Origin of the sequence: Sphingobium aquiterrae, assembly GCF_037154135.1 — a bacterium.
Taxonomy (GTDB): domain Bacteria; phylum Pseudomonadota; class Alphaproteobacteria; order Sphingomonadales; family Sphingomonadaceae; genus Sphingobium; species Sphingobium aquiterrae.
In genome coordinates this window covers 1-25615 of sequence record NZ_JBANFL010000014.1, presented here as the reverse complement: position 1 = coordinate 25615, position 25615 = coordinate 1, and the positions used below count along the sequence as shown (strand labels likewise).

21 protein-coding genes are annotated in these 25615 nt (G+C 66.6%); 10 read left to right on the top strand and 11 right to left on the bottom strand.

What is annotated here, in order from left to right; translation table 11 throughout:
• Window positions 1–3: 3 nt before the first annotated feature.
• The 3 genes from WFP78_RS15345 to WFP78_RS15335 all read left to right on the top strand — a co-directional run bounded on the left by WFP78_RS15345 (window position 4) and on the right by WFP78_RS15335 (window position 2453).
• A complete protein-coding gene (locus WFP78_RS15345; protein ID WP_336964100.1) occupies window positions 4–705 on the top strand; it encodes an ABC transporter ATP-binding protein in 702 nt (233 codons plus the stop codon).
• On the top strand, window positions 705–1913 hold the full coding sequence (locus WFP78_RS15340; RefSeq protein ID WP_336964097.1) for an ABC transporter permease: 1209 nt from the start codon (window positions 705–707) through the stop codon (window positions 1911–1913). The genes WFP78_RS15345 and WFP78_RS15340 overlap by 1 nt, the downstream gene beginning before the upstream one ends.
• Before the next feature lie 144 nt (window positions 1914–2057).
• Window positions 2058–2453 carry an RcnB family protein gene (locus WFP78_RS15335; protein WP_336964094.1) on the top strand — a complete coding sequence of 132 codons (396 nt, stop codon included), beginning with the start codon at window positions 2058–2060 and terminating at the stop codon, window positions 2451–2453.
• A gap of 70 nt (window positions 2454–2523) precedes the next feature.
• Here WFP78_RS15335 and WFP78_RS15330 read toward each other — a convergent pair whose 3' ends face one another.
• The 4 genes from WFP78_RS15330 to WFP78_RS15315 all read right to left on the bottom strand — a co-directional run bounded on the left by WFP78_RS15330 (window position 2524) and on the right by WFP78_RS15315 (window position 5929).
• On the bottom strand, window positions 2524–3831 hold the full coding sequence (locus WFP78_RS15330; protein WP_336964412.1) for a sensor histidine kinase: 1308 nt from the start codon (window positions 3829–3831) through the stop codon (window positions 2524–2526).
• 108 nt (window positions 3832–3939) lie between these two features.
• Window positions 3940–4605 carry a response regulator transcription factor gene (locus WFP78_RS15325; RefSeq protein ID WP_336964091.1) on the bottom strand — a complete coding sequence of 222 codons (666 nt, stop codon included), beginning with the start codon at window positions 4603–4605 and terminating at the stop codon, window positions 3940–3942.
• Window positions 4606–4640: 35 nt separating this feature from the next.
• On the bottom strand, window positions 4641–4982 hold the full coding sequence (locus tag WFP78_RS15320; RefSeq protein WP_336964088.1) for a hypothetical protein: 342 nt from the start codon (window positions 4980–4982) through the stop codon (window positions 4641–4643).
• A 185-nt stretch (window positions 4983–5167) separates the two neighbouring features.
• Window positions 5168–5929, bottom strand: coding sequence for an SIMPL domain-containing protein (locus tag WFP78_RS15315; protein ID WP_419722978.1), 762 nt, complete (start codon window positions 5927–5929; stop codon window positions 5168–5170).
• Between the two features lie 156 nt (window positions 5930–6085).
• Here WFP78_RS15315 and WFP78_RS15310 point away from each other — a divergent pair, with 156 nt between their 5' ends.
• A complete protein-coding gene (locus tag WFP78_RS15310) occupies window positions 6086–7879 on the top strand; it encodes an ABC-F family ATP-binding cassette domain-containing protein (protein ID WP_336964085.1) in 1794 nt (597 codons plus the stop codon).
• 24 nt (window positions 7880–7903) lie between these two features.
• On the opposite strand, the gene WFP78_RS15305 is transcribed toward WFP78_RS15310, so the two are convergent.
• Window positions 7904–8422, bottom strand: a complete 519-nt coding sequence (locus WFP78_RS15305; RefSeq protein WP_336964083.1) for a DUF6456 domain-containing protein — start codon at window positions 8420–8422, stop codon at window positions 7904–7906.
• Between the two features lie 89 nt (window positions 8423–8511).
• Between WFP78_RS15305 and WFP78_RS15300 the strand changes: the two genes are divergently transcribed.
• Together WFP78_RS15300 and WFP78_RS15295 are read left to right on the top strand one after the other, a co-directional pair.
• Entirely contained in the window at window positions 8512–9075 is a 564-nt protein-coding gene (locus tag WFP78_RS15300; RefSeq protein WP_336964080.1) for a helix-turn-helix domain-containing protein, read from the top strand.
• Between the two features lie 307 nt (window positions 9076–9382).
• Window positions 9383–10552 (top strand): glycosyltransferase, encoded by a 1170-nt coding sequence (locus WFP78_RS15295; protein ID WP_336964077.1) that lies wholly within the window; start codon window positions 9383–9385, stop codon window positions 10550–10552.
• Between the two features lie 42 nt (window positions 10553–10594).
• Here the strand turns inward: WFP78_RS15295 and WFP78_RS15290 are convergent, their stop codons facing one another.
• The 6 genes from WFP78_RS15290 to WFP78_RS15265 all read right to left on the bottom strand — a co-directional run bounded on the left by WFP78_RS15290 (window position 10595) and on the right by WFP78_RS15265 (window position 19983).
• Window positions 10595–10948: an Mth938-like domain-containing protein gene (locus WFP78_RS15290; RefSeq protein WP_336964406.1), complete on the bottom strand. Its 354-nt coding sequence runs from the start codon at window positions 10946–10948 to the stop codon at window positions 10595–10597.
• A gap of 83 nt (window positions 10949–11031) precedes the next feature.
• Window positions 11032–13608: a protein translocase subunit SecD gene (gene secD / locus WFP78_RS15285; protein ID WP_336964075.1), complete on the bottom strand. Its 2577-nt coding sequence runs from the start codon at window positions 13606–13608 to the stop codon at window positions 11032–11034.
• A gap of 10 nt (window positions 13609–13618) precedes the next feature.
• Window positions 13619–13951, bottom strand: a complete 333-nt coding sequence (yajC, locus tag WFP78_RS15280) for a preprotein translocase subunit YajC (RefSeq protein ID WP_336964072.1) — start codon at window positions 13949–13951, stop codon at window positions 13619–13621.
• 128 nt (window positions 13952–14079) lie between these two features.
• Window positions 14080–15336 carry a glucose-1-phosphate adenylyltransferase gene (glgC, locus tag WFP78_RS15275; protein ID WP_336964068.1) on the bottom strand — a complete coding sequence of 419 codons (1257 nt, stop codon included), beginning with the start codon at window positions 15334–15336 and terminating at the stop codon, window positions 14080–14082.
• Window positions 15337–15338: 2 nt separating this feature from the next.
• Window positions 15339–17504 (bottom strand): 1,4-alpha-glucan branching protein GlgB, encoded by a 2166-nt coding sequence (gene glgB, locus WFP78_RS15270; RefSeq protein WP_419722977.1) that lies wholly within the window; start codon window positions 17502–17504, stop codon window positions 15339–15341.
• A gap of 13 nt (window positions 17505–17517) precedes the next feature.
• A complete protein-coding gene (locus WFP78_RS15265; protein ID WP_336964065.1) occupies window positions 17518–19983 on the bottom strand; it encodes a glycogen/starch/alpha-glucan phosphorylase in 2466 nt (821 codons plus the stop codon).
• A 213-nt stretch (window positions 19984–20196) separates the two neighbouring features.
• On the opposite strand from WFP78_RS15265, the gene WFP78_RS15260 reads away from it, so the two are divergent.
• From WFP78_RS15260 to WFP78_RS15245, 4 genes are all read left to right on the top strand, one after another.
• Window positions 20197–21432: a TetR/AcrR family transcriptional regulator gene (locus WFP78_RS15260; protein WP_336964062.1), complete on the top strand. Its 1236-nt coding sequence runs from the start codon at window positions 20197–20199 to the stop codon at window positions 21430–21432.
• 69 nt (window positions 21433–21501) lie between these two features.
• On the top strand, window positions 21502–22032 hold the full coding sequence (locus tag WFP78_RS15255) for an RNA polymerase sigma factor (protein WP_336964059.1): 531 nt from the start codon (window positions 21502–21504) through the stop codon (window positions 22030–22032).
• A 52-nt stretch (window positions 22033–22084) separates the two neighbouring features.
• Window positions 22085–23029, top strand: coding sequence for a FecR family protein (locus WFP78_RS15250; protein ID WP_336964400.1), 945 nt, complete (start codon window positions 22085–22087; stop codon window positions 23027–23029).
• The gene (locus WFP78_RS15245) at window positions 23013–25436 is read left to right on the top strand and encodes a TonB-dependent receptor (protein WP_336964056.1); all 2424 of its coding nucleotides are present in this window, start codon (window positions 23013–23015) and stop codon (window positions 25434–25436) included. The genes WFP78_RS15250 and WFP78_RS15245 overlap by 17 nt, the downstream gene beginning before the upstream one ends.
• Window positions 25437–25615: the final 179 nt, after the last annotated feature.

Below are 25615 nucleotides of genomic sequence, written 5' to 3'. Positions count from 1 at the left end.
GCGATGGCCGACCAGCCGATCATCAGCATGCGCGGCGTGACCAAGGTCTATGGCGAGGGCCCGACGGCGTTCCAGGCGCTGAAGGGCATAGACCTCGACATCGCGCAGGGCGATTTCGTGGCGGTCATGGGGCCATCGGGCTCCGGCAAGTCGACCACGATGAACATCCTGGGCTGCCTGGATGTGCCCAGCGGCGGCACCTTCCTGTTCAAGGGCCGCCATGTCGAGACGCTGGACCGGGACCAGCGCGCGCTGTTGCGGCGGCGCTATCTGGGCTTCGTGTTCCAGGGCTTCAACCTGCTGTCGCGCACCACCGCGCTGGAGAATGTCGAGCTGCCGCTGCTCTATCGCGGCGAGGACAAGCGCGCGCGCAATGAATTGGGCATGGCGGCCCTGGACAAGGTCGGCCTGAAACCCTGGTGGGATCATACGCCGGCGGAGCTTTCCGGCGGTCAGCAGCAGCGCGTCGCCATCGCCCGCGCCATCGTCACCCAGCCCGACGTGCTGCTGGCGGACGAGCCGACCGGCAATCTGGATACGGAACGCTCGATCGAGATCATGAAGCTGCTGACGGACCTCAACCGCAACAGCGGCATCACCGTGCTGATGGTCACGCATGAGCAGGAAATGGCCGCATTCGCCCGCACCATCGTGCATTTCCGCGACGGCCTGGTCGAAAGCATCGAAGCGGGGACGCGGGGCTGATGCTGGGCACCACCATCACCCTCGCCTTCCGGGCGATCATGCGGCACAAGCTGCGCTCCTTCCTGACGACGCTGGGCATCATCATCGGCGTGGCGGCGGTCGTCACCATGGTCACGCTGGGCAATGGCGCCACGGCGGCGGTGCGCCAGCAGATCTCCTCGCTGGGCGCGAACATCCTGCAGCTGCGCCCTGGCCAGGGCTTCGGCCGCGGCGGCGGCGGCCCGCGCCCACCCGACTTCAAGCCGGAGGACGTGACCGCCATCGCCAACCAGATCACCGGCGTGCGCGCCGTCGCGCCGCTGGCCCAGACCAGCGGCACCGCGATCTATGAAGGCAATAACTGGTCCACCACCGTCAACGGCACCACCGCCGCCTATTTCGAGGCGCAGCAGTGGAAGATCGACAGCGGCCGGCTGTTCATGCCGGAAGAGGAAGCCGCCGGGAAACCCGTCTGCATCATCGGATCGACGCTGCGCACCAATATCTTCCGGCAGGCGGACCCCATCGGCAAGCGTTTCCGCATCAAGGGCGTCTCCTGCCAGGTCATCGGCCTGCTCGCGACACGCGGCCAGGGCGGCTTCGGGCAGGATCAGGACGATGTCGTGATGATGCCGATCAAGTTCGTGCAGCGCCGCTTCACCGGCAATCGCGACATCAGCCTCATCATGGTCGCGGTGGACGACGCCTATGAAACCAGCGCCGTGCAATCGACGCTGGAAGACATGATGCGCGAGCGGCGCAAGATCAAACCGGGCACCGCCGACAATTTCAACGTGTTCGACACCAAGCAGATCAGCGACACGCTGACCGGCACCACCACCATCCTGACGCAGATCGTGGCGGCGGTGGCCGCGATCTCGCTGCTGGTGGGCGGCATCGGCATCATGAACATCATGCTGGTGTCGGTGACGGAGCGGACGCGGGAAATCGGCATCCGCCTTGCCATCGGCGCGGTCGCGCGCGAGGTGCTGATGCAGTTCCTGGTGGAGGCGATCGTGCTTTCCTGCCTGGGCGGCCTCATCGGCCTGCTGCTGGCGCTCATCGCGTCGATCATCATCTCGCCGCTGATGAAGGTGCCTTTCATCTTCGATGTAAAGGTGAATCTGCTCGCCTTCCTGTTCTCGGCGGCGATCGGCGTCGTTTTCGGCTATTTCCCGGCGCGGCGGGCGGCGGCGCTCAACCCGATCGACGCGCTGCGCCACGAGTAACCTGAACAACCGTTCATCAAACCGATGTTTTTGTTACATTTTTTGACATCTTTTCGCTGTTCGCGACACAAGTTCGCGACAATAGACCTCTATCTCTGTGTTCGACGCCGAGAGGGGCGCCGAGACAGGACAAGGAGCAAAGACATGAAGAAATTTCTGATGGCGCTGGCCGCGACGACGATGATCGCCACGCCGCTGGTTTCCGCCCAGGCCCAGGCCCGCGCGCCCGAGCGCGTCGTGCATACGACCGTGAAGCAAGGCCCCAATGGCCATGTCGTCAAGAAGCAGACCGTCGTTCGCAAGGGCAATGACGTTCGCAGGGATAATGGCGTGCGCAAGGACAATGGCCGCCGCTGGGCCAAGGGCCAGCGCTTCGACCGCCGCTATGCGACGCATTACACGGTGATCAAGAACCCCCGCAGCTATCGCCTGTCCACGCCGCCGCGCGGCCACCAGTGGGTGCGTTCGGGCAATGACGCGGTGCTGATCGCCATCGGCAGCGGCATCATCGGCGCCGTGATCGCCAACAGCTTTCATTAAGATCGCGCACCATCAGGCAAAGCCTCCGGGACCTGGTCCCGGGGGCTTTTCCCTTGCCTGACCCCAGGCCCTATTCCGCCGTCGGCAAGCGCAGGCGCACCAGCAGGCCGCCCAGATCCTCGCTTTCCTCAAGCCTGACCGCGCCGCCATAGATTTCCGCTACGTCGCGCACGATGGCAAGGCCAAGGCCAGTGCCCGGCTTGCCCGAATCCAGCCGCACGCCCCGGTCGAAAATCCGCTCCCGGTCGGCTTCGGGAATGCCCGTGCCATCATCCTCGACCAGGATTTCCACCATGTCCCCGGCCCGCTGCACCGTCGCGAACACGCTGCCGCCGCCATATTTCGCGGCATTCTCCACCAGATTGCCCAGTAGTTCGTCCAGATCCTGCCGCTCTACCCGCACGCTGGCATCCTTCACCCCGTCCATGTCGATGCGGACATCGGGATAGAGCCGCGCCACGGCGCGCTCCACCGCCTCCAGGCTGGCCCACACCTCCGCGCGACTATGCGCCGAGCCGCGCCGGCCAACGGCGCGGGCGCGGGCAAGGTGATGGTCGACCTGCCGCCGCATGGTCGTAGCCTCGCGGATCACCGTTTCGTTCAGGTCGGGCGCCTGCGCGGTGGCGGCGTTCATGATGACGGTCAGCGGCGTCTTGAGCGCATGGGCAAGGTTGCCGGCATGGGTCCGCGCTTCTTCCGCCTGCCGCTCATTATGGGCGAGCAGCGCGTTCAGTTCCTCCACCATCGGCAGCACTTCGGCGGGCATCGGCTCGGTTACGCGGTTCTTGGTGCCCGCCCGCATCCGCTGGATTTCCAGCCGCACCCGGCGCAGCGGGATCAGACCATAGCCGGTCTGCAGCGCCGTCATGATGATGAGGCCGAGGCCAAGCAACGCAAAGCTCTTGATCAGCGTCGAGCGCAGCGTCTTGATCTGCGCATCCAGCCCGGCGCGCGCCTGCGCCACGATGAACAGCCAGCGCGTATCCGATCCGGGGATGATGACCGTCCGTTCCAGCACGCGCAGGTCTTCGCCGGGAAACTGCTTGCTGTCATAGACGTGGAAATCCCGGTCGGCGTGGCTCAGGTCCACCTTCAGCGCCCGGTCCCAGAGCGAGCGGGACCGCCAGTCCTCATGCCCCTTGCCGCTGATCTGGTAATAGGCGCCGCTATTGGGCTCCAGAAAGCGCTGGTCGGCCGGTTCGCGGTTGAACAGCACCTCGCCGTCCGGCCCGATTTCCGCCGAGGCGATCATCGCCGTCAGCACATAGTTCATGCCGTCGTCGAAATTGCGGGTCACGGCGTCCGACAGCACCCGGTCCAGCGCCACGCCGCCGCCCACCAGCAACAGGAAAATCCACAGCGCGGCGATGCCGATCATGCGGCGGCCGAGCGATCCGGTGGACCGGACGTCGATCATGTCCTGCGCCTGGTCCATCAACAGGTTCCGGCCGGCGGCGCGGCGCGGGATGCGCTGCGCCGCCCGATATCAGGCAACCGGCTCGTCGAGGCTGTAGCCAAGGCCGCGGATGGTGGTGATGACGTCCGCGCCCAGCTTTTTGCGGATACGCGTGACAAACACTTCTATCGTGTTGGAATCGCGATCGAAATCCTGATCGTAGATATGCTCGATCAACTCGGTGCGGCTGACCACCTTGCCCTTGTGATGGAGCAGGTAGGACAGGAGCTTATATTCCTGCGCCGTCAGCTTCACCGGCTCGCCCTTCAGCGTCACCTTGCCCGAGCGGGTGTCGAGCCGCACGTCGCCCGCGATCAGTTCGCTCGACGCATTGCCCGAGGCGCGGCGGATGAGCGCGCGCAGCCGCGCGATCAGCTCCTCGCTCTGGAACGGCTTGGCGAGATAATCGTCCGCGCCCGCATCGAGCCCGGCGACCTTGTCGGACCAGCTGTCCCGCGCGGTCAGCACCAGCACCGGGAAACCCCGGCCTTCCTTGCGCCAGCGGTCCAGCACGGTGAGGCCGTCGATCTCCGGCAGGCCAAGGTCCAGCACCACGGCGTCATAGCTTTCGGTCGCGCCCATGAAATGGCCGTCCTCGCCATCGGTCGCCAGGTCGACAGCATAACCCGCGCCTTCCAGCGTCGCCTTCAATTGCTGGCCCAGGCTGGGTTCATCCTCGACGATCAGCAGCCGCATAACATATTCCCCAATAAAGAAAGCACGGCCACGCTTCAGCGCGCCCAGCCGGTGATATCGCCTGTGCGGCCGTCCACATCAACCCAGACAACCTTGCCGTCCTTAACATATTTCAGACGGTAGCGGTTGCTCTCGCGCATGAATTCCGACCCTAGATAGGTCGCGTCGCCCATTTCGGATTCGACGCGCCGCTTGATGATGGCAAAGGGCATGACCTGTCCGTCGAGCAACGCACGCCGGGCGGCATCCTGCTCGTCCTTGCGGCCAAGCGCATCGGCCGGGGGCGCATGCAGGCTGGCGATCGCGGCCAGCGCCAGAACAAGCGTGGAGGCGGATTTCAAGATCATCGACATGGGTTTGGCATAGCGCAACGGCATTGAACAGCCCGTGAATGGAGCGCGGGCGACGACGACCCGATGCATCGCCGCCCGCACCGCATCGACTGGATGTCGATCGGCCCTGGAGCGCGCCGCGTTACATCCGACGCAGGGCGCCCGCGCTCATCCCTTGTTATCGCATCGTTTTTTGCGCAAAGCCGATTCCCACTTCTGCGCACGTTGCTTTAGCGTTCCAGCGCATATTGCACGGTGAGCGTGACGGAGGCGGAGACCTGCCCCGGCTCGATCGGCGTGCCGGCGGCGCGGTCGGCCTTCATCATCGCCATCATCGGCACCGGCTGCGCGCCGCCCGATCCGCCATTGTCGGTGATCGACACCAGCCGCGCGGCACGGAAACCGGCCTGTTTCGCATAATAATCGGCCTGCGCCTGCGCCGCCTTCAGCGCTTCGCCACGGGCCTGCACCACCAGCGGCTCGACATCGTCGATGCCGAAGGTCGGCCCGTTGATGCTGGTCGCGCCCGCCGCGACCATGGCGTCCAGAACGTCGCCGACCTTCGGCACATCGCGCACGATGACGGACAGCTGGTTCGACGCCTCATAGCCCAGGAAGCGCGGCTGCGTCTGCGATCCGTCGGGGTTGCGCTGGCCATAATCATATTGGGCGGACAGGCGCACGCCGCTGGTCTGGATATCCTTCTTCGCGATGCCCGCCTTGGCGAGCGCGGCGATCAGCGCCTGCGCCTTGCCGGCATTGTCCGCCATCGCCTGCCTGGCGGACGGCGCGCGGGTTTCGACGCCGGTGCCGACGGTCGCGATGTCCGGCGCATGATCGACGCTGCGGGTCACGTTCAGCGTCACCACCGGCGCGGTTTCGGCGATGGTGACGCTGGTCTGCGCCCGCGCGGTGGAGGCCATGGCGGCCGACAGCATCAGCGCCGAGGCGACAAGGGCGGTCGGCAGGGCGGTGGGGGTGGCAGAAGTCATCTCTCTCATGTCTCCATAATATCGCCATTGGTCGCTGCTCCGCGTCCTTTGGTCGCGGCCTCTTAACACCTCACGAGATGAATTGTGCCTGACCCATGTCGTCAGCATTGCGCAAGCATCTTGCCGATTGCCTCCACAGGCCCTAGCTGCCCCAGCATGGCGGCACCAATTCTCTCCTTCGAAAATCTCGGCCTCAACCAGGGCACCGGCTGGCTGTTCCGTGGCCTCAACATCTTCGTGGGGGAGCGGGACAGGCTGGCGCTGATCGGCCGCAACGGCGCGGGCAAGACCACGCTGCTGAAATTGCTGGCCGGCCAGGTCGAAGCGGACGAAGGCACGCGCAGCGTGACGCCGGGCAGCCGGGTCATCATGCTGGAGCAAGACCCCGATGTGCGCCCCTATGCGACCTTGCGCGATTTCGCGCTGGCGGGCGAGAACACGCCCCCCGCGCATGAGGTGGAAGCCATTGCCGACCAGCTCGGCATCGACCTTTCCCGCGAGGCGGCGACGGCCAGCGGCGGCGAGCGGCGTCGCGCCGCCATCTGCCGCGCGCTGGCGAGCCAGCCCGACCTGCTGCTGCTGGACGAACCGACCAACCATCTCGACATCTCGGCCATCGACTGGCTGGAAAGCTGGCTGGCGCGCTATAATGGCGCGTTCATCGTCATCAGCCATGACCGGACCTTCCTGACCCGGCTCACCCGGCAGACCTTGTGGCTGGACCGGGGCTCCATCCGCCGCAACGAAGTGGGTTTCGGCGGCTTCGAAACATGGATGGAAGCCGTCTATGCCGAGGAGGCCCGCGCCGCCGACAAGCTGGACGCGAAGCTCAAGATCGAGGCGCACTGGCTGGAGCGCGGCGTCACCGCCCGGCGCAAGCGCAACCAGGGCCGCCTCGCCAAGCTGTACGACATGCGCGCCGCGCGTGCCGCGATGGTCGGGCCGCAGGGCACCGCCAAGATCGCCGTGGCGAGCGACGACAGCAAGACGAAGAGCGTCATCAGCGCGGCGCATGTGACCAAGCGTTTTGGCGCCGGAGACAATCAGCGCACGGTCATCGACGACTTCTCGCTGCGTATCCAGAGGGGCGACCGCATCGGCATCGTCGGCGGCAATGGCGCGGGCAAATCCACCCTGCTCAAGCTGCTGACCGGCGAGATCGAACCCGACAGCGGCACCGTGACCCTGGCGAAGACGCTGGACAGCATCATCATCGACCAGCAGCGCAGCCTGATGCAGCCCGACAAGCGCGTGCGCGATGTGCTGGCCGAGGGCGGCGACTGGATCGACGTGCGCGGCGTGCGCAAGCATGTCCACGGCTATCTGAAGGAATTCCTGTTCGATCCCTCGCTGGCCGAGGCCAAGGTCGGCACGCTCTCGGGCGGCGAACGTTCCCGCCTGCTGTTCGCGCGCGAATTCGCCCGCGAATCGAACCTGCTGGTGCTGGACGAGCCGACCAACGACCTCGATCTGGAAACGCTCGACCTGTTGCAGGAAGTGATCGCCGACTATGCCGGCACGGTGCTGATCGTCAGCCACGACCGCGACTTCCTGGACCGCACCGTCACCGTGACGCTGGGGCTGGACGGCAGCGGCACGGTGGACGTGATCGTGGGCGGCTATGCCGACTGGGAAGCCAAGCGCAAGCCGCGCAACGCGCCCAGGGCCGCGAAGAAAGCGGAAGCCTCCGCCGCCCCGCCGCGCCCGACATCGGCCAAGCTCAGCTACAAGGACCAGCGCGACCTCGACCTGCTGCCCTCCCGCATCGAAGCGCTGGAGGCGCAGATCGCGAAGCATGAAGAGGCGCTGGCCGATTCCGCGCTCTACACCGCCAACCCCGCGCGCTTTGCCGAACTGACCATGGCCATCGACACCGCCCGCGCGGAAAAGGACGCGGCCGAAGAACGCTGGCTGGAACTGGCGGAAAAGGCCGAAGGGCTGGCGGGGTAATACGGATCGGCCTTTCCGCCGCTTTCACCCGATCCGGTAGAAATCCGCCACCCGGTCCAGCGCCAGTGCCAGGACCAGCTTTCCCGCCCGCGTGGGCCAGTCGAGGGCGCGTTCGGCCGCCGCCAACCCCTCCCCGGCACAGGCGACGCGCCAGAGGATGTCGCCAAGCCCCGGCCCTGCCGCGCGCATCGCGCCATCGAACCGTTCCCGCGCCGACAGCGCCGCCAATGTCGGATCGCGGCCATCGGGCGCCCCCCGACGCCCCGGCGTGGACGGCGCCGGGCTCCACGACATGGTGACGCGCGGGCCAAGGCCGGCACGCTCCCAGTCGCGCCGCAGCATCTCACCCGCACGATAGCGCCGGTCGCTGAGCTTCCCCCGCGCATGCAGCCAGGACAGCGGCGATTCGCCCAGATTGACCTGCAACCGGCGGGCAACGCCGTCCGGTCCTTCGATCAGCCGTTCCACACTCTGGCCGGCGGGCGCGCGTCTTTCGCCCCCTGACTGGCGCGTTCCGGCATGGGTGTCTCTTGTGGCGGGCATGGCATCTCCTTTTGCCCGCTCTTGCCATGTAGGATAATCTGTAGGACAGAACGCAAACCATATTGGTTGTGAAACTGCGAGGCCCACCGATGATCACCCGCATAAGGGAAGTCCGCAAGGCAAAGGGGATGACGCTGGAACAGGTGGGCGCGCGCTGCGTGCCGCCGACCACGGCACAGACCATCGGGCGGCTGGAAACCGGCACCCGCACCGTATCGGTCAAATGGCTGAACCGGATCGCCGCCGCGCTGGACGTGACCGCCGCGGAACTGGTCGACATGCCGGGGCAGGAAGCGCTGCCCGTCGCCGCCCTGCTCGACCATGAAGGCGCGCATGCGCCAAGCAGGCCGCTGCGCTTCACCCCGCCACTGCCCGCGCCCGGTCAGGTCGCGATCGCGGTGCGCGGCGGCGTGGGGGATTATCGCGCGGGCGACCAGATCTGGTGCGACCGGATCACGGCCGAGGCGTTGGCCGGCGCGCTCAATCGCGACATCCTGGTGCCGCGCCCGGGCGGCCGCTTCCTGTTCGGTCGGCTGATCGGGCGGGAGAACGGCATGGTCCATATCCTGCCCTCCGGTCCCGGCGCCCGGCAGCAGGTGATGAGCGATCCGCCATGGGCCGCGGTTGCGGTGCGGCTCGTCCGGTCGCTATGATCGCGCGCCGGGGTCGATAGCTATGCGGTTCAGGCGACCGCAGGGCAGAAGCGTGATTTTCGCGCACCCGAACGCAGAATTTGAAACGGAGCACGGGACTCGTTCCAGCGCTTCTCGGACCCGGATGTGCTGCGTGGCGATCCACCCTGGCATTAATCGTCCACTCAACATGGTCCGTTTACGTGATCCGTTTACACCGAAACGCTCCGGATGCCGCGATGCCGCGATGTCCGGGCCGTCGGACGATCCGGCCCGGCGCGAAATTGCTCTAACGCCGCGTTAACCATGGCGGTATAGGTCCAGTGGCATGGCGCTCAACGTCCTCACCCTCTCCACGCTCTTCCCGGACCTGAGCCGCCCGAATTTCGGCGTCTTCGTGGAGCGGCAGACGCGGGAGCTGGCCAGCCGGCCGGATGTGAACGTGACAGTCATCGCGCCCGTCGGCCTGCCGCCCGCCCCCTTTTCCGGCATGGGCCGGTACAAGGCGCTCAGCCACCTGCCGCAGGTCGAGCGGTGGCGCGACCTGACCGTCCATCGCCCGCGCTTCCCCATCATCCCGCGCATGAGCGGGCGGCTGAACGTGCTCAGCATGACCCGCGCGATCATGCCGCTGGTCCGGCGGCTGCATGCCGAGCAGCCCTTCGACGTCATCGACGCGAGCTTCTTCTACCCCGATGGCCCGGTGGGCGCGCGCATCGCCCGGGCCCTGGGCATCCCGCTGTCGATCAAGGCGCGGGGCGCCGACATCCATTATTGGGGCCGCCGCCCGGCAACGCGCCGCGCCGTGAAAAAGGCGGCCGATGCCGCCGCCGGCATGCTCGCCGTCTCGGGCGCGATGCGCCGCACGATGATCGAGCTGGGCATGGATGCGGACCGGATCGCCGTCCATTATACCGGCGTCGATCTCGACCGTTTCCACCCCGTCGACCGGGCCGAGGCCAAGGCCGCCTTCGGCCTTTCCGGGCCAGTGGTGCTGTGCGTGGGCGCGCTCATTCCGCGCAAGGGGCAGGAACTGCTGGTGCGCGCCCTGCCCGGCCTGCCGGGGGTGACGCTGATCCTGGCGGGACAAGGGCCGGACCGGCACATGCTGGGTGCGCTTGCCGCCCAGCTGGGCGTTGCCGGTCGGCTGGGCCTGCTCGGTGCGGTGCCGCATGACCATCTGCCGCCGCTCTATTCCGCCGCCGATGTGATGGCGTTGCCATCCTCCTCCGAAGGGCTCGCCAATGCCTGGGTGGAGGCGCTGGCCAGCGGCACGCCGGTCGTCACCTGCGACGTGGGTGGCGCGCGCGAATTGCTGGACAGGCCGGACGCGGGACATATCGTGGAGCGCAATGTCGAGGCCATCGCCACCGCCATCCGCGACCTCATCGCCGACCCGCCCGATCGCAACGCGATCCGCGAAACCGCGCTACGCTTTACCTGGACAGCCAATGGCGACGCGCTGGAAGCCCATCTGCGGAAGATCGCGGGGAAATAAGGCATCGTGCTCCTGCGAAGGCAGGAGCACGGGGGAGGCAGTTCAGAGCCCCATCAGGGCGCTGACGATCCAGCGTTCCTCCGCCCTCAGCACGCCCCAGGCACGGGCGGCGGCGCGGCTGTCCATCGGTTCGACGCCGATGCCCAGCCCTTCCAGCGCCCGGACGAAGGGGCGTGGCGGCTGGACCAGCGACGCGCCGGTGCCCAGCAGCAGAAATTCGGGCAAGCGTTCCAGCGCCAGCATGTTGCCGAGCGCATCGACGGTCAGTGTCTCCACCGTCGCGGGCACGGCGTCCCACGCCATGGCGCTGAGCGGCGTCAGCAGCAGGCCAGCGGGAAACACCGCATCGCGCACCCGGAAACCGCGGCCGGAAAAGCCGGTGACGAGCGGCCCGATCCCATCGTCGTCGCGATGCAGGCGGATGCCGCTACCGCCCCCGGATGGCGAGCCGGCGGGCCCGCCACGCAGATCGCCGATGGTCAGGGCGTCGCTCCATCGTTGCGGGTCATGCGCTCGGCCTGGGCGGCGATGCCCTTGCTCGCCTTCTTGTCGGTCAGCTGCGGCTTCAGGCCAAGGCTGATGAGCAGCGAGGAGGACACATAGACCGACGAATAGGTGCCCACGACAATGCCCAGCATCATTGCGGCGGTGAAGCCGCGCAGCACATGGCCGCCAAAGAGCAGCAACGCGCCCAGCGCCAGCATGATCGTCAGCGAGGTGATCACGGTGCGCGGCAGGGTTTCGTTGACGGACAGGTCGATCAGGCTCTTCATGTCCATCTTGCGATATTTGCGCATATTCTCGCGGATGCGGTCGTCGATCACCATCTTGTCGTTGATCGAATAGCCCACGATGGTCAGCACGGCGGCGACGATGTTGAGATCGAACTCCAGCCGCGTGATCGCAAAGAAGCCCAGCGTCATCAGCACGTCGTGCATGATCGCGACGAAGGTGGAGACGCCGAACTGCCATTCGTAACGGAACCAGGAGAAGATCGCGATGCCGATCACCGCCAGCATCACCGCGAGCACGCCGTTCTGGATCAGCTCGCCCGAAACCTTGCCCGACACCGCGTCATAGCGGCTGAACTTGGCGCCCGGGAAATCCTTTTCCAGCGCCTGCTGCACCTTGGTGACGACGGCGTTGGTCGCCCCGTCATCCGCACTTTGCGGCGCCGGCAGGCGGATCGAGACCGTCTTGGGATCACCGAACTGCTGCAGCGAGCTTTCGCCCACGCCCAGCCGGTCGATCGAGCTACGCACCTTCTCAAGATCGGGCGGGGTTGGGAAGCTTTCCTCGATCATCAGGCCGCCGACGAAATCGACACCCAGGTTGAGGCCCTGATGCGCGGTCGCGCCCACGGCGGCCACGGTCAGCAACGCGGTGAGCCCGAACGCCCATTTGCGCAGCGCGACGAAGCCGATATTGGTGTTGTCCGGCACGATGCGCAGCCGGCCCATGCGGATATCGGTCGGGCGCTGGTGCCGCAGCCAATAGGCCGCCAGCAGGCGAGTGAAGGTGACGGCGGTGAACACCGATGTCGCGATGCCGATCAGCAGCACGATGGCGAAGCCCTTGACCGGGCCGGAGCCCAGCGCGAGCATGATGCCGCCGGCGATGGCGTGGGTGACGTTCGCCTCGAAGATGGTGCGGCTGGCTTCCTTGTAGCCGAACTCGACCGACTGGACGACGCCCCTGCCCCGTCGGCGCTCCTCGCGGATACGCTCGTAGATGAGCACGTTGGCGTCGACCGCCGTGCCGATGGTCAACACGAAACCGGCGATACCGGGCAAGGTCAGCGTGGCGTTCAGGATGCCCATCACGCCAAGGATGACGAAGACGTTGATGACCACCGCGATATTCGCATAGACGCCGAAGCGGCCATAGCTCAGCAGCATGAAGATGATCACGCCACCGGCGGCGATCACCGATGCGAGGATGCCGGCATGGATCGAGTCCGCGCCGAGCTGCGGGCCGACGGTGCGTTCATCCACGACCTTCAGCGCGACGGGCAGCTTGCCCGATCGCAGCGCGATGGCAAGCTGGTTGGCGCTTTCCACGGTGAAGCTGCCGGAAATGGAGGCGGAACCGCCCAGGATCGGCTCGTTGATGTTCGGCGCCGACAGCACCTTGCCATCGAGCAGGATGGCGAAGGGACGGTTGACATTCTCCGTCGTCACCTTGCCGAACTTGCGGCCGCCCGAACCGTTGAAGCGGATGGAGACATTGGGCTGGTTGTTCTGCTGGTCGAAGCCCTGCTGCGCGTCGGCCAGCTCATCGCCCGAGACCATCACCTCCCGCTTGACCGCGATCACCGGCGGGCCGGCGGGGTTGCCGGGATAGGGCACGATCTCGCTGCCCACGGGCGCGCGGCCCTGCGCCAGTTCTGCGGGGTCGGCGGTATAGTCGACCAGCTTGAATTCCAGCTTGGCGGTCTGGCCGAGCAGGTCCTTCAGCGCCTTGGGGTCCTGGAGACCCGGCACCTGCACCAGGATGCGGTTGTCGCCCTGCCGCTGGATGGTGGGCTCGCGCGTGCCCATTTCGTCGATGCGCTTGCGGATGACTTCGGTCGCCACCTCCATCGCGCTGTCGACGGCGTTGGAAATGCCCGCCGCGGTCGGCGTGATGACGATGGTGGAACTGTTGACCACCTCCACATTGAAGTCGCGCTGGCCGGTCATCGCCGCGCCCTGCGTCAGCGTGCGGATGCGCTCGACGGCGGCGTCCACCTGCTGCGGGTTGCGCACCATGAAGCTGAGCTTGCCGTCGCGCCGGGAAATATCGCCGATGGCGATGCGCGGATCGGCCCGGCGCAGCTCGGTGCGGACCTGATCCTCCATATTGGTCAGGCGCTGGACGGCGATCTCGTCCGGGCTCGCTTCCAGCAGCAGATGGCTGCCGCCCGAAAGGTCGAGACCCAGGTTCACCTTGGTCCGCAGCGCCGAGGGCAGCTGCATGACCGTGCTCTCGGGCAGGAAGCTGGGCACGGCGCACAGCATGCCGAGCAGCAGCGGCAGGACGATCAGCAGGACTTTCCAGCGGGGGAAGCTCAGCATGGATATGGGCTCAGTCGTTGGCCGGGCGGGCGGTGGGATCGATGACGTCGGTCAGGGTGGACTTGACCGCCTTCACCTTCATGCCGGGCGCCAGCTCGACATCGGCGTAAGTCTCGTCCACGCGCACGACCTTGCCGACAAGGCCGCCGCCGGTGACGACCTGATCGCCCTTCTTCACGGCGTCGATCTTGGCCTTGTGCTCCTTCACGCGCTTCTGCTGCGGACGGATGAGCAGGAACCAGAAGACCACGAAGATCAGGGCCAGCGGCGCGATCTGGGCAATCAGGCTGACGCCGGAGGCCGATCCGCCAGCAGTCTGGGCAAGGGCTGGGGTTATAAGCATGGAAAAGCTTTCATATGTCCGGTGTTTCACAGGCGCAGCCGCCCATGGATCAAGCGCGGGCGGCTAACACAGGAACGGGCGCGGTGGCAACAGGATTAGGGCAATGTCATGCCCCGCAGCCGTCCCTTTTACGCCAGCCGCTCGATCATGGCGCGGGTGATGAGGCATATGCCACCCTCGCTGAGATGAAAACGCTCCGCATCATGCTCGGGATGATCGCCCACGATCAGCCCCGGCGGGATGATGACGCCGGAATCGAGCACGCAGCGATGCAGCCGCGCGCCCCGCCCGATCTGGCAATTGGGCAGGATCACGCTTTCGGTCACGGACGAGAAGCTGTGCGTGCGCACGCCCGAGAACAAAAGACTACGATGCAGAGAGGAACCGGAAACGATACAGCCCCCGGCGATCAGCGATGACGTGGCCGATCCGCGCCGGCCATCCTCATTATGCACGAACTTCGCCGGGGCCGTGACCTCGGCATAGGTCCAGAGCGGCCAGCTGGTGTCGTAGATGTCGAGCGGCGGCACAACATCGGTCAGGTCGATATTGGCCTGCCAATAGGCGTCTATGGTGCCGACATCGCGCCAATAGGCGCCCGTCTCGCTCTCCGCCCGCACGCAGCTGCTGGCGAAGCGGTGCGCCACCGCCTTCCCGTGCTCCACGATATAGGGGATGATGTCGCCGCCGAAATCCCGCTTGCTCCCGGGATTGGCGGCATCGCGGCGCAGATGGCCGGCGAGCACGCTGGTCCTGAACACATAGATGCCCATGGAGGCGAGCGCGGTGTCGGGCTGGCCGGGGATGGCGGGTGGATCGACCGGCTTTTCGACAAAGGCGGTGATGACGTCCTTCTCGTCCACCGCCATGATGCCGAAGCCGGACGCCTCCTTGCGCGGCACCTCCAGACAGCCGACGGTCACGTCCGCGCCGCTGTCCACATGCTGCTGGAGCATCAGCTCATAGTCCATCTTGTAGATGTGGTCGCCGGCCAGGATGACCATATATTCGGGCGCATAGGATTCGATGATGTCGAGATTCTGGAAGACCGCGTCGGCCGTCCCCTCATACCACTGGAATTCCGACACGCGCTGGCTGGCCGGCAGGATGTCGAAGCTCTCGTTGCGCTCGGTGCGGAAGAAGTTCCAGCCGCGCTGCAGGTGGCGGATCAGCGAATGCGCCTTGTACTGGGTGGCGACGCCGATGCGCCGGATGCCGCTGTTGAGCGCGTTGGACAGCGCGAAATCGATGATCCGCGCCTTGCCGCCGAAATGGACGGCGGGCTTCGCGCGCACATCGGTCAGTTCCGCCAGGCGGCTGCCACGCCCACCAGCCAGCACATAGGCCATCGCGTCACGCGCAAGGGGCTGGTGCCTGGTCGTCATCCTCAATCCTCCGATTCCAGCATGAGCGTGGCGAGCGGGGGGATGGTGACATGCGCCCACCCTTCCTCGTCAGCATCGACAAAGCCGTAATTGCCCGCGCCGCTGCCGCCATATTCGGCCGCGTCGCTGTTCAGTATCTCGCGCCAGCGGCCGCCCCTGGGCATGCGCAGGCGATAGCCATGGCGGTAGATGGGGGTGAAGTGGCTGATGACGACCACCGGCTTCGTTCCCGGTGCCCGGCGAATCCAGGCGAAGACGGAATCCTCCGCCGCGTCGACCAGCAGCCATTCGAAGCCCTGGATCTCGCAATCCCGGCCATGGAGCGCCGGGCGCGAACGATAGAGCCGGTTGAGATCGCCCACCAGCAACCGCACGCCGCGATGCGGCGCATGGTCCAGCAGGTGCCAGTCGAGCGCCCGTTCCTCGCTCCATTCCGCGCGCTGGGCGAATTCCTGCCCCATGAACAGCAGCTTCTTGCCAGGATAGCCCCACATCATCGCATAATAGGCACGCAGGGTCGCGAATTTCTGCCAGTCGTCGCCCGCCATCTTGTGCAGCAGCGACGCCTTGCCATGCACCACCTCGTCATGGCTGAGCGGCAGCACGAAATTCTCGGTAAAGGCATAGAGCAGGCCGAAGGTGATGTCGTCATGATGATGACAGCGATGCACGGGGTCGCGGGCCAGATAACGCAGCGTGTCGTGCATGAAGCCCATATTCCATTTGAAGCCGAAACCCAGCCCGCCGTCATACGCGGGGCGCGATACGCCGGGCCAGCTGGTCGATTCCTCGGCGATGGTGAAGGCGCCGCGATGCGCGCCATAGAGCGCGGCATTGGTGGTGCGCAGGAATTCCACCGCCTCCCAGTTCTCCCGCCCGCCCTGCGCATTGGGCAGCCATTCACCCTCTTTCCGGGAATAATCGAGATACAGCATCGAGGCGACGGCATCGACCCGCAGCGCATCGACATGATAGCGCTCGGCCCAGAACAGCGCATTGTTGACGAGGAAGGAGGAGACTTCCCGCCGACCGAAATTGTAGATCGCGGTGTTCCAGTCCGGGTGGAAGCCCTTGCGCGGGTCTTCATGCTCGTAGAGCGCGGTGCCGTCGAAACGCGCCAAACCATGGGCATCGGTTGGGAAATGCGCAGGCACCCAATCGAGGATGATGCCGATGCCGGCCCGGTGGGCACCGTCCACGAAGCGCGCAAACCCCTCCGGCTCCCCGAAACGCGCCGACGGCGCATAGAGCCCCGTCGTCTGATAGCCCCAGCTCGGATCATAGGGATGCTCGCTGATCGGCATGAATTCGATATGGGTGAAGCCCATGTCGACCACATAGGGGATCAGCCGGTCGGCCAGCGCATCCCAGCCGAGGAACCCGCCATGCTCGTCGCGCTGCCATGACCCGGCATGGACTTCATAGATCGCCATGGGCTGGCGGCGCGGATCGGCGGCGCGCCAGAAGGCGCGATGGGCCTCGTCCTCCCAGTCATGATCTAGCGGCGGCGCGACGATGGAGGCGGTGGCGGGGCGCAATTCCGACCGGAAGGCGAAGGGATCGGCCTTGAGCGGCAGGGTCTCGCCATCCGGCCCGACGATCTCGAACTTGTAATGGGCGCCTGCCGCGACGCCGGGCAGGAAGATTTCCCAGATGCCGGTGTCGCGCCGCAACCGCATCGCCGCACGCCGCCCGTCCCACAGGTTGAAATCGCCCACCACCGACACGCGCCGGGCATTGGGCGCCCAGACGGCGAAATGCGTGCCCTCCACGCCTTCATGGGCCATGACATGCGCGCCCAGCCGGTCGAACAGGCGCAGATGCGATCCCTCGCCGATGAAATAATCGTCCATCGGCCCCAGCACCGGGCCGAAGCTGTAGGGATCGACCATCTCGAACCGGGCGCCATCGGCATAGGTCGCGACATAACGCAGCGGCTGGCGCTCGCGGACGGATACCGGCCCGGCGAACAGCCCGTCGGGGTGCAGCCGCGCCAGCGTCCCCACGGCCTTGCCCGCAAGCGTCTGCGCCGTCACCTGCTGCGCGCCGGGCAGCAGCGCGCGCGCGACCATGCCCTTCCCGGCCGGGTGTACCCCCAGCCAGGCAAAGGGATCGTCTTCCCGCCCCCGGACCAGTCTTTCGATCAGGTCCGGGCTCAGATCACCCACATGCCGTCCAATGTCACGGAATTACCTTCCAGATCTCTCTCGCATATTCCCTGATGGTCCGGTCCGAAGAGAACCAGCCCATGCGGGCCACATTATAGATTGCCTTGGACGCCCAGGCGGCGCCATCGTTCCACAAAGCATCGACATCACGCTGGGTCGCGGCATAGCTGTCGAAATCGGCCGCGACCATGAACCAGTCATGATCGTAGAGCCCGTCGACCAGCCCGGCATAGCGATCCCGGTCGCCGGGCGAGAACACGCCCGAGCGGATCGCGGTCAGCGCCTGCGACAGTTCCACGCTGCCCTCGATGATCTTGCGCGGCTCATAGCCTTCCGCCCGGCGGGCGTTCACCTCGTCAGCGGTCAGCCCGAAGATGAAGATATTCTCCGCCCCCACATGGTCGCGCATCTCCACATTGGCGCCGTCCAGCGTGCCGATGGTGAGCGCGCCGTTGACCGCGAATTTCATGTTGCCGGTGCCCGACGCCTCCATGCCGGCGGTCGAAATCTGTTCGGACAGGTCCGCCGCCGGGATCATCACCTCGGCGAGCGAGACATTGTAATTGGGCACGAACTGCACCTTCAGCAGCCCCTGCACCGCCGGATCATGGTTGATGACGCGGGCGACATCATTGGCCAGCTTTATGATCAGCTTGGCATTGTGATAGCTGGACGCCGCCTTGCCGCCGAACAGCTTCACCCGCGGCACCCAGTCGCGCTCGGGGTGCGAGCGGATCTGGTCGTAGAGCGACACCGCCTCGATGATGTTGAGCAGCTGGCGCTTATATTCGTGGATGCGCTTGATCTGGATGTCGAACAACGATGCCGGGTCGATCCGCGCGTTCAGCCGCTGGCGCAGCAGGTTGGAGAGCGCCACCTTGTTCTCGCGCTTCACCTCGCGGAATTTTTCCTGGAAGGCGGCGTCATGCGCAAAGCCGTCCAGATCGCGCAGCGCCTCGGCATCGTCCATGAAGCGGTCGCCGATCGCCTCGCGGATCAGCGCGAACAGGCCCGGATTGCACTGCATCAGCCAGCGGCGGAAGGTGACGCCATTGGTCTTGTTATTGATGCGATCGGGATAGAGGCTGTGCAGATCGGCGAACACCGTCTGCTTCATAAGGTCGGTATGCAGCGCGGAGACGCCATTGATGCTGTGCGACCCGCAAAAGGCGAGATTGCCCATGCGCAGGCGCCGCTCCCCGCCCTCGTCGATCAGCGAGATGGCGGAGATCGCGCCATCGCCCAGGCCCTTGCGCCGCGCCTCGGCCAGCAGGCGGCTGTTCACCGCATAGACGATCTGCATGTGCCGGGGCAGCAGCCGTTCGAACAGCGGCACCGGCCAGCTTTCCAGAGCCTCTGGCAACAGCGTGTGGTTGGTGTAGCTGAAGGTGCGGCGGGTGATGTCCCATGACTCATCGAAATCCAGGCCATGCTCGTCCAGCAACAGGCGCATCAACTCGGCGACAGCCACCGCCGGATGGGTATCGTTGAGCTGGATCGCGGCCTTGTCCGGCAATGTCCGGATGTCCTGGAAATACTGGATGTGGCGGCGCACGATGTCCTGCAGGGACGCGGAGGAGAAGAAATATTCCTGCCGCAGCCGCAGTTCCTGCCCGGCGGGCGAGCTGTCGGCGGGGTAGAGCACGCGGGTCAGCGCCTCCGCCTTGTTGCTTTCCGCCAGCGCGCCCAGATGGTCGCCGGCGTTGAACTTGTCGAGCAGGATCGGGTCGATCGGCTGCGCCGTCCACAGCCGCAGTGTGTTGACCCGCCTGCCCCGCCAGCCCGCGATCGGCGTGTCATAGGGGGTCGCGATCACGCGTTCGGCCGGCTTCCAGTGCATCTGGTGCGGGTGCGCGTCCTCATCGTCGGCCGGATCGACAAGGCCGCCGAAGCCGATCTCATAGCTCGCCTCGCGCCGCTCGAATTCCCAGGGATTGCCGTGGGTCAGCCAGGTTTCGGGCAGCTCCACCTGCCAGCCGTCGGAAATCTCCTGCCGGAACATGCCGTTCACATAGCGGATGCCATAGCCATAGGCGGGCACATCCACCGTCGCCATGCTCTCCATGAAGCAGGCGGCAAGGCGCCCCAGGCCGCCATTGCCCAGCGCGGCATCGGGTTCCAGCTCGGCGATGATGTCGATTTCCACGCCCAGCGAGGACAGCGCCTCGCTCATTTCATCGAGCAGTTCCATGTTGGACACCGCATCGCGCATCAACCGGCCGATCAGGAATTCAAGGCTGAGATAATAGACCCGCCGCCCCTCCTCCTCATAGGTTCGATGCGTGGAATCGATCCACGCGTCGATCACCCGGTCGCGGATGGAGAGGATGACGGCGTGCAGCCAGTCATGCGGCTTGGCGGCGGCGGCATCCTTGCCGATGCGATAGGTCAGCCGCTCGACGATCTCGCTCGCCAGGGTCTCGGGGTCGGACTGTCGCGGCGCCGGCCGTGGCAGGCTGGTCTGGCTGTTGCGGTTCATCCCCGAATCCCCCTGAATAGGCAGTCGACAAGGATTGCACGAGCGCCACCGGCATCACAACAGCCTTTCCACGAAAACCGCGGCACACGGCCCCGCCCATGCGCCCTTCGGGCATCGCCGCGCCCGCATCGTACCGCCCGCTCCATACCGCCCTCCATACCGATCGTTCGATTTACTGATGACGCAGCCCGCCTTGCTTGATAAGCCACCGCCATGGCACGGGCAGAAACAGGCACGGCGCATAAGGAGGGGACGAAGCGCTATCGCGAAAAGCGCGACAGGATCGTCGACGCCGCATGTGAGCTGATCAACGAAACCGGCGCGCTCGGCATGACGCTCGCCGATGTCGCCCGCCGCGTCGGGCTGAACACGACCAGCGTCACCTATTATTTCCGCCGCAAGGATCAGCTGGCGCTCGCCTGCTACCATGCCGCCCTCAATCGCTTCGAGGGCTTCGTGGCGCAGGCCGAGGACAAGCGCGGATCGCGCGCGGCCATCACCGCCTTCATCGCCGCCGCCTTCGCCGATCTTGAGGCGGTCTATGCGGGGGACCGCGCGCCCATCGCCCTGCTCTCGGAATTGCGCACGCTGGAGGGTGAGGCCCATGCCGAGGCGATGTCGCGCTACCAGGCCCTGTTCCGCCGACTGCGCGCGACACTGGGTGCCGACGGGAAACCGGACGCCCATGCCCGGCTGACCGCCCGCACTTTCGTGCTGCTGGAAACCATCTTCTGGCTGCCCTTCTGGATCGACCGCTACGATCCGTCGGATTTCCCCAGGGTGCAGGCGCGGATGACGGACCTGCTGCTGTGGGGCATCGCCGCGCCGGGCATGCGCTGGAGCGCGCTGCCAGATGTCCCGGCAGAACCATTGCCGGAGGAAGCCATCGCCATCGGCCAGGAACAGTTCCTGCAGGCGGCGACGCGCCTCATCAACGAAAAGGGTTATCAGGGGGCGTCGGTCGACCGCATCGCGTCGGAGATCAACGTCACCAAGGGCAGCTTCTACCATCATCTGGATACGAAGGACGATCTGGTCCTCGCCTGTTTCAGCCGCAGTTTCGATGCGATCACCCGGGCGCAGGTGGACGTGCGCGGCATCCGGCACTGGGACAGGCTGTGCGCCTCCATCGACCGCTTGCTGCGGCTGCAGTTCAGCGCCGGATCGCCCTTGCTGCGATCCACCGCGCTGCAGGTGCTCCCGCAGCCGGTGCGCGCTTCCATCGTGGCGCAATCCAACCGGCTCGCCCGCCGCTATGCCGGGATGATCTCCGACGGGGTCGCCGATGGCTCGATCCGCGCCGTCGATCCGCTGATTGCCGCGCAGAATGTGCTCGCGACCGTCAATGCCGCGTGCGACATGCGCTGGTGGGCGGCGCGGCTGTCGCTGGACGATGCCGTCGCCTTTTATGGATCGACCCTTGCCTTTGGGCTGATGAGCGACGATTGAAGCCTCCTCATGACAGATGTCCCATCCGGCGCGGCTGCGCGTCGGCGGGCGGCCAATGAAACCGAACGAATGCCAAGCGGACTGGAAGCGATATTTCTGGAACAACGCGCGATGCTGCTCCGCTTCCTGCGGGCGCGTGGCGCGGCGGACAGTGCCGAGGACCTGCTGCAGGAGATGTGGCTGAAGGTCAGCGGCCGCCCGGACGGCCCCATCGCGGACCCGGTGCCCTATCTGTACCGCATGGCCAACAACCTGATGCTGGACCGCTACCGCTCCGCCACCCGGCGCGAACGGCGCGAGCAGGACTGGAATGAGGGCATGACGGGCGCCACCGCCGGGGTGATGGCCGAACGCGATCCCGCCCCCGCCGCGGACGAGCAGATGATCGCCGCGGAAAGGCTGCAACGGGCGCAGGCCGCGCTCGCCGCGCTTGGGGCCCGTGTGGAAACGGTCTTCCGCCGGTTCCGCATGGAGGGCGTCGGCCAGCGGGACATTGCGCAGGAACTGGGCGTCAGCCTGACGACGGTGGAGAAAGATCTGCAAAAGGCCTATCGGGCGATGACGGCGCTGCGCCAAGATTTCGATACGGAAGACCGGTGATGGCGGCGTCTGACCCTTCAGGGGTAATGGAACGATGATCGGCGCAACGGCCATGACAGAGGAGGCAGCACTTGCCTGGGTGATCCGCGTCCGCGATCCGGACTTTGCGGACTGGGAAGCCTTTACCCGATGGCTGGAGGGCGATCCGGCCCACGCCCGGGCCTATGACCGGCTGGCGGCGATCGACGCCGATCTGCCCGCCGCCCTGCCCCATGCCAGCCCCGCGCGCCATCCCGCGCCCGTCATCCCCGCAAACGACCAGGACGCGCCGCCGCGCCGCTGGCGCTGGGTCGCGGGCGGAGGCATCGCCGCCGTCGCAGCCGCGCTGGTCGCCTTTGTCGCCATTCCCCGCGCCGATCCCTACAGCGTCGCCACCGCGCCCGGCCAGACCCGCGAGATCGCGCTGGCCGACGGCACGAAGATCGTGCTGAACGGCGGCACGACAGTGCGGCTCGACCATGCCCGTCCACGCCTGGCCGCCCTGGAAAAGGGGGAAGCGCTGTTCACCGTGACACATGATCCGCGCGATCCCTTCCGCGTGCAGGTGGGCGACGCGGTGTTCGAGGATGTCGGCACCGTCTTCAACATCAGCCATGCCGGCGGGATGACGCGCATCGGCGTGTCCGAAGGCGCCGTGGTCTATAATCCGCAGGCGGAGGCCATCGCCCTGCCCGCCGGCCGCGGCCTCACCGCGCGCGATGCCGACGGCACCGTCCAGCTCGCCGCCGTCGCGCCCGATGCCGTCGGCAGCTGGCGCACGGGCCGGCTCACCTATAACAATGCCCCCATGGACGAGATCGCCGCCGATATCGCGCGCAGCCTGGGCGTGCCGGTGCGCGCGGCCCCCGGGGTCGCGACGATGCACTTTACCGGCACGATCCTGATCGACCGCGATGCCGGGCACTTCTTCGCCCGTGCCGCGCCGCTGCTGGGCGTCAGCGCGCGCCGGCGGGACGGCGCATGGATGCTGGAGCCACAGGATGCCGCGCCGCGGTGACATCATCCTGAAAGCCTGCGTCGGTCCCCTGCTGCTGATCGCCCTTCCCGCAGGCCTTGCCCAGGCCGCCGGGGCAGCACAGCCAACCGAAAGACAGGCGGTCGACGTGCCGGCCGGCAGGCTGGGCGACGCCATCGTGCTGCTTGCCCGGCAGACCGGCAGCAATATCGGCACCACCGATCCCGCCGTCGCGGCCCTGCCCATCCGCGCGATCAGGGGCCGCATGAGCGCCGGCGACGCGCTCGATCGCCTGCTTTCAGGCAGCGGCGCCCGCGCGGAGCGGATCGACGCGCGGACATGGCGCATCGTCGCGCGTCGCGCGCCGGTCCAGCGCCCCTCGCCGGCCCCCGCCCCCCGCGCCATGCCGGCGCCCGCCATCCTGGACGAGGCCGACGACAGCGAGGTGATCGTCACCGCCGCCAAGCGCCCGATGCCGCTCGCCCGCTATGCCGGCACGATCGAGATGCTGTCGGACGCCTTCCCCGCCGCCGACGCCGCCAGCGGCACGGCGGCGTTGCTGGGCCGGGTGTCGGCGATCAGCTCCACCCATGTCGGCGCGGGCCGCAACAAGCTGTTCATCCGCGCCATCGCCGATTCCGGCTTTTCCGGGCCGACACAGGCGACGACGGGCCAGTATCTGAACGACATGCGCCTCAACTATGCGACGCCCGACCCGGACCTGCGCCTGTATGACATCGCCGGGGTCGAGGTGCTGGAGGGGCCGCAAGGCACGCTTTATGGCGCGGGATCGCTGGGCGGCATCATCCGCCTCGTCCCCAATGCGCCCAATGCGACGCGCGCCTCCGCCGAGGTCAGCGCAGGCGTTTCCGCCACCCAGCATGGCGAGCCGGGCGGCGACCTTGCCGCCACCATCAACCTGCCGCTGGTCGCCGACGTGCTGGCGGTGCGCGCCGTGGGCTATGGCGTGCGCGAGGGGGGCTATATCGACGACAGCCTGCGCGCCCTCGATGACATCAACCGCACCAATATCGCCGGCGGCCGCCTTTCCCTGCGCTACACGCCCGGAACGGACTGGACCATCGACCTGACCGGCCTCTACCAGTCGATCCGCTATGACGACGCGCAATATGCCAGCCGCAGCGCCGGCGAACTGACCCGCGCCAGCCCCTTCGCCGAAAATGGCGGCAGCGACTATTGGCTGGGCAATGTCCGCGCGGAGCGGCGCTGGGACGACCTCACGCTCGTCACCTCGGCCGGCATCGTCGGGCAGAAACTGTCCGAACGCTATGACGCGTCGGAGCCCGGCGGCCCGCCCGAGCTGCTGCATCAGCGCAACGACACGCGCATGTTTTCCACCGAAACCCGCCTCAGCCGCGATCTGCATGACGGCATCGGCTGGCTGGTGGGCTTCAGCTATCTCGACAGCCGGTCGGACATCAACCGCACGCTCGGCCCGCCGGGCGCGCCCGCGCCATCGGCCGGGGTCCGCAACGAGCAGCGCGAATGGACGGCCTTTGGCGAAACCTCGATCGAGCTGCGCCCCGGCCTGGTCGCGACCGCCGGCGGCAGGCTGACCCGCAGCACATTGAGCGGCACGTCGAAAGGGCCGCTGCCGCTTATGCTCGCCGTGACGGACGTGGCCCGCGCGGTGGCCGCCTCCAACCGCCATGAAACGATCTTCCTGCCCTCCTTCGCGCTGTTGTCCGACGCGCTGCCGAACACGACGATGTTCCTGCGCTTCCAGCAGGGATTTCGCCCCGGCGGGCTTTCGATCGACGATTATCGCGCCCAGAGCTATCGCAACGATCGCACGACGACGGTGGAAGCGGGCATCCGCCATGGCCTGCCCGGCATCGACCCGGTGGCCGTTTCGGGCAGCATCGCCTGGACCGACTGGCAGGATATCCAGGCCGACCTGATCGACCGGCGCGGCCTGCCGACCACGGTCAACATCGGCGACGGGCGCATCTACACCGCCGAAGCGCGGCTGACGCTGCACCCGATCGCCGGCTTCACGGTCGACGGGTCCATCATCTACAATGACAGCCGCCTCAGCCGCCCGGAAAGCTTCGTGCGGCTGCTCAGCTTTGCCGGCGAAAAGCTGACCCTGCCCAATGTCGCGGCGCTGGGCGGACGGCTGGCGGCGGACTACCGGCTGGTGCTGGGCGACGGATCGCTGCTGCGCCTGTCGGCCAATGCGCGCTATGTCGGCTCCTCCCGCCTGGGCGTGGGGCCGCGGGTGGGCACCCGCCAGGGCGACTATGTCGATACCGGCATCACCGCGGCATTGTCACGCGGGCAATGGCGGCTGTCGCTGGGCATGACGAATATCGCCGACGCCGCCGGCAACCGTTTCGCACTGGGCACGCCGTTCGATCTTTCCGGCGACGACTACACCCCCATGCGCCCTCGCACCGTCCGCCTGGGCATGGATTTCGCCTTCTAAGGGTTGTAGGGATTTAGGGTTCCCATTTTGTTGGAGTTGTGATTCACACTCCGGATGTAACGCTTTGTATTGACGGACGCCCAATGGGCGAAGATGGAACCGCATTGCTTGGGTAAGCCGACAGACCCCGGGCGCAGCGGGACTAACAATCGACTGTTCATGGAAGCGGTGTTGTGGAT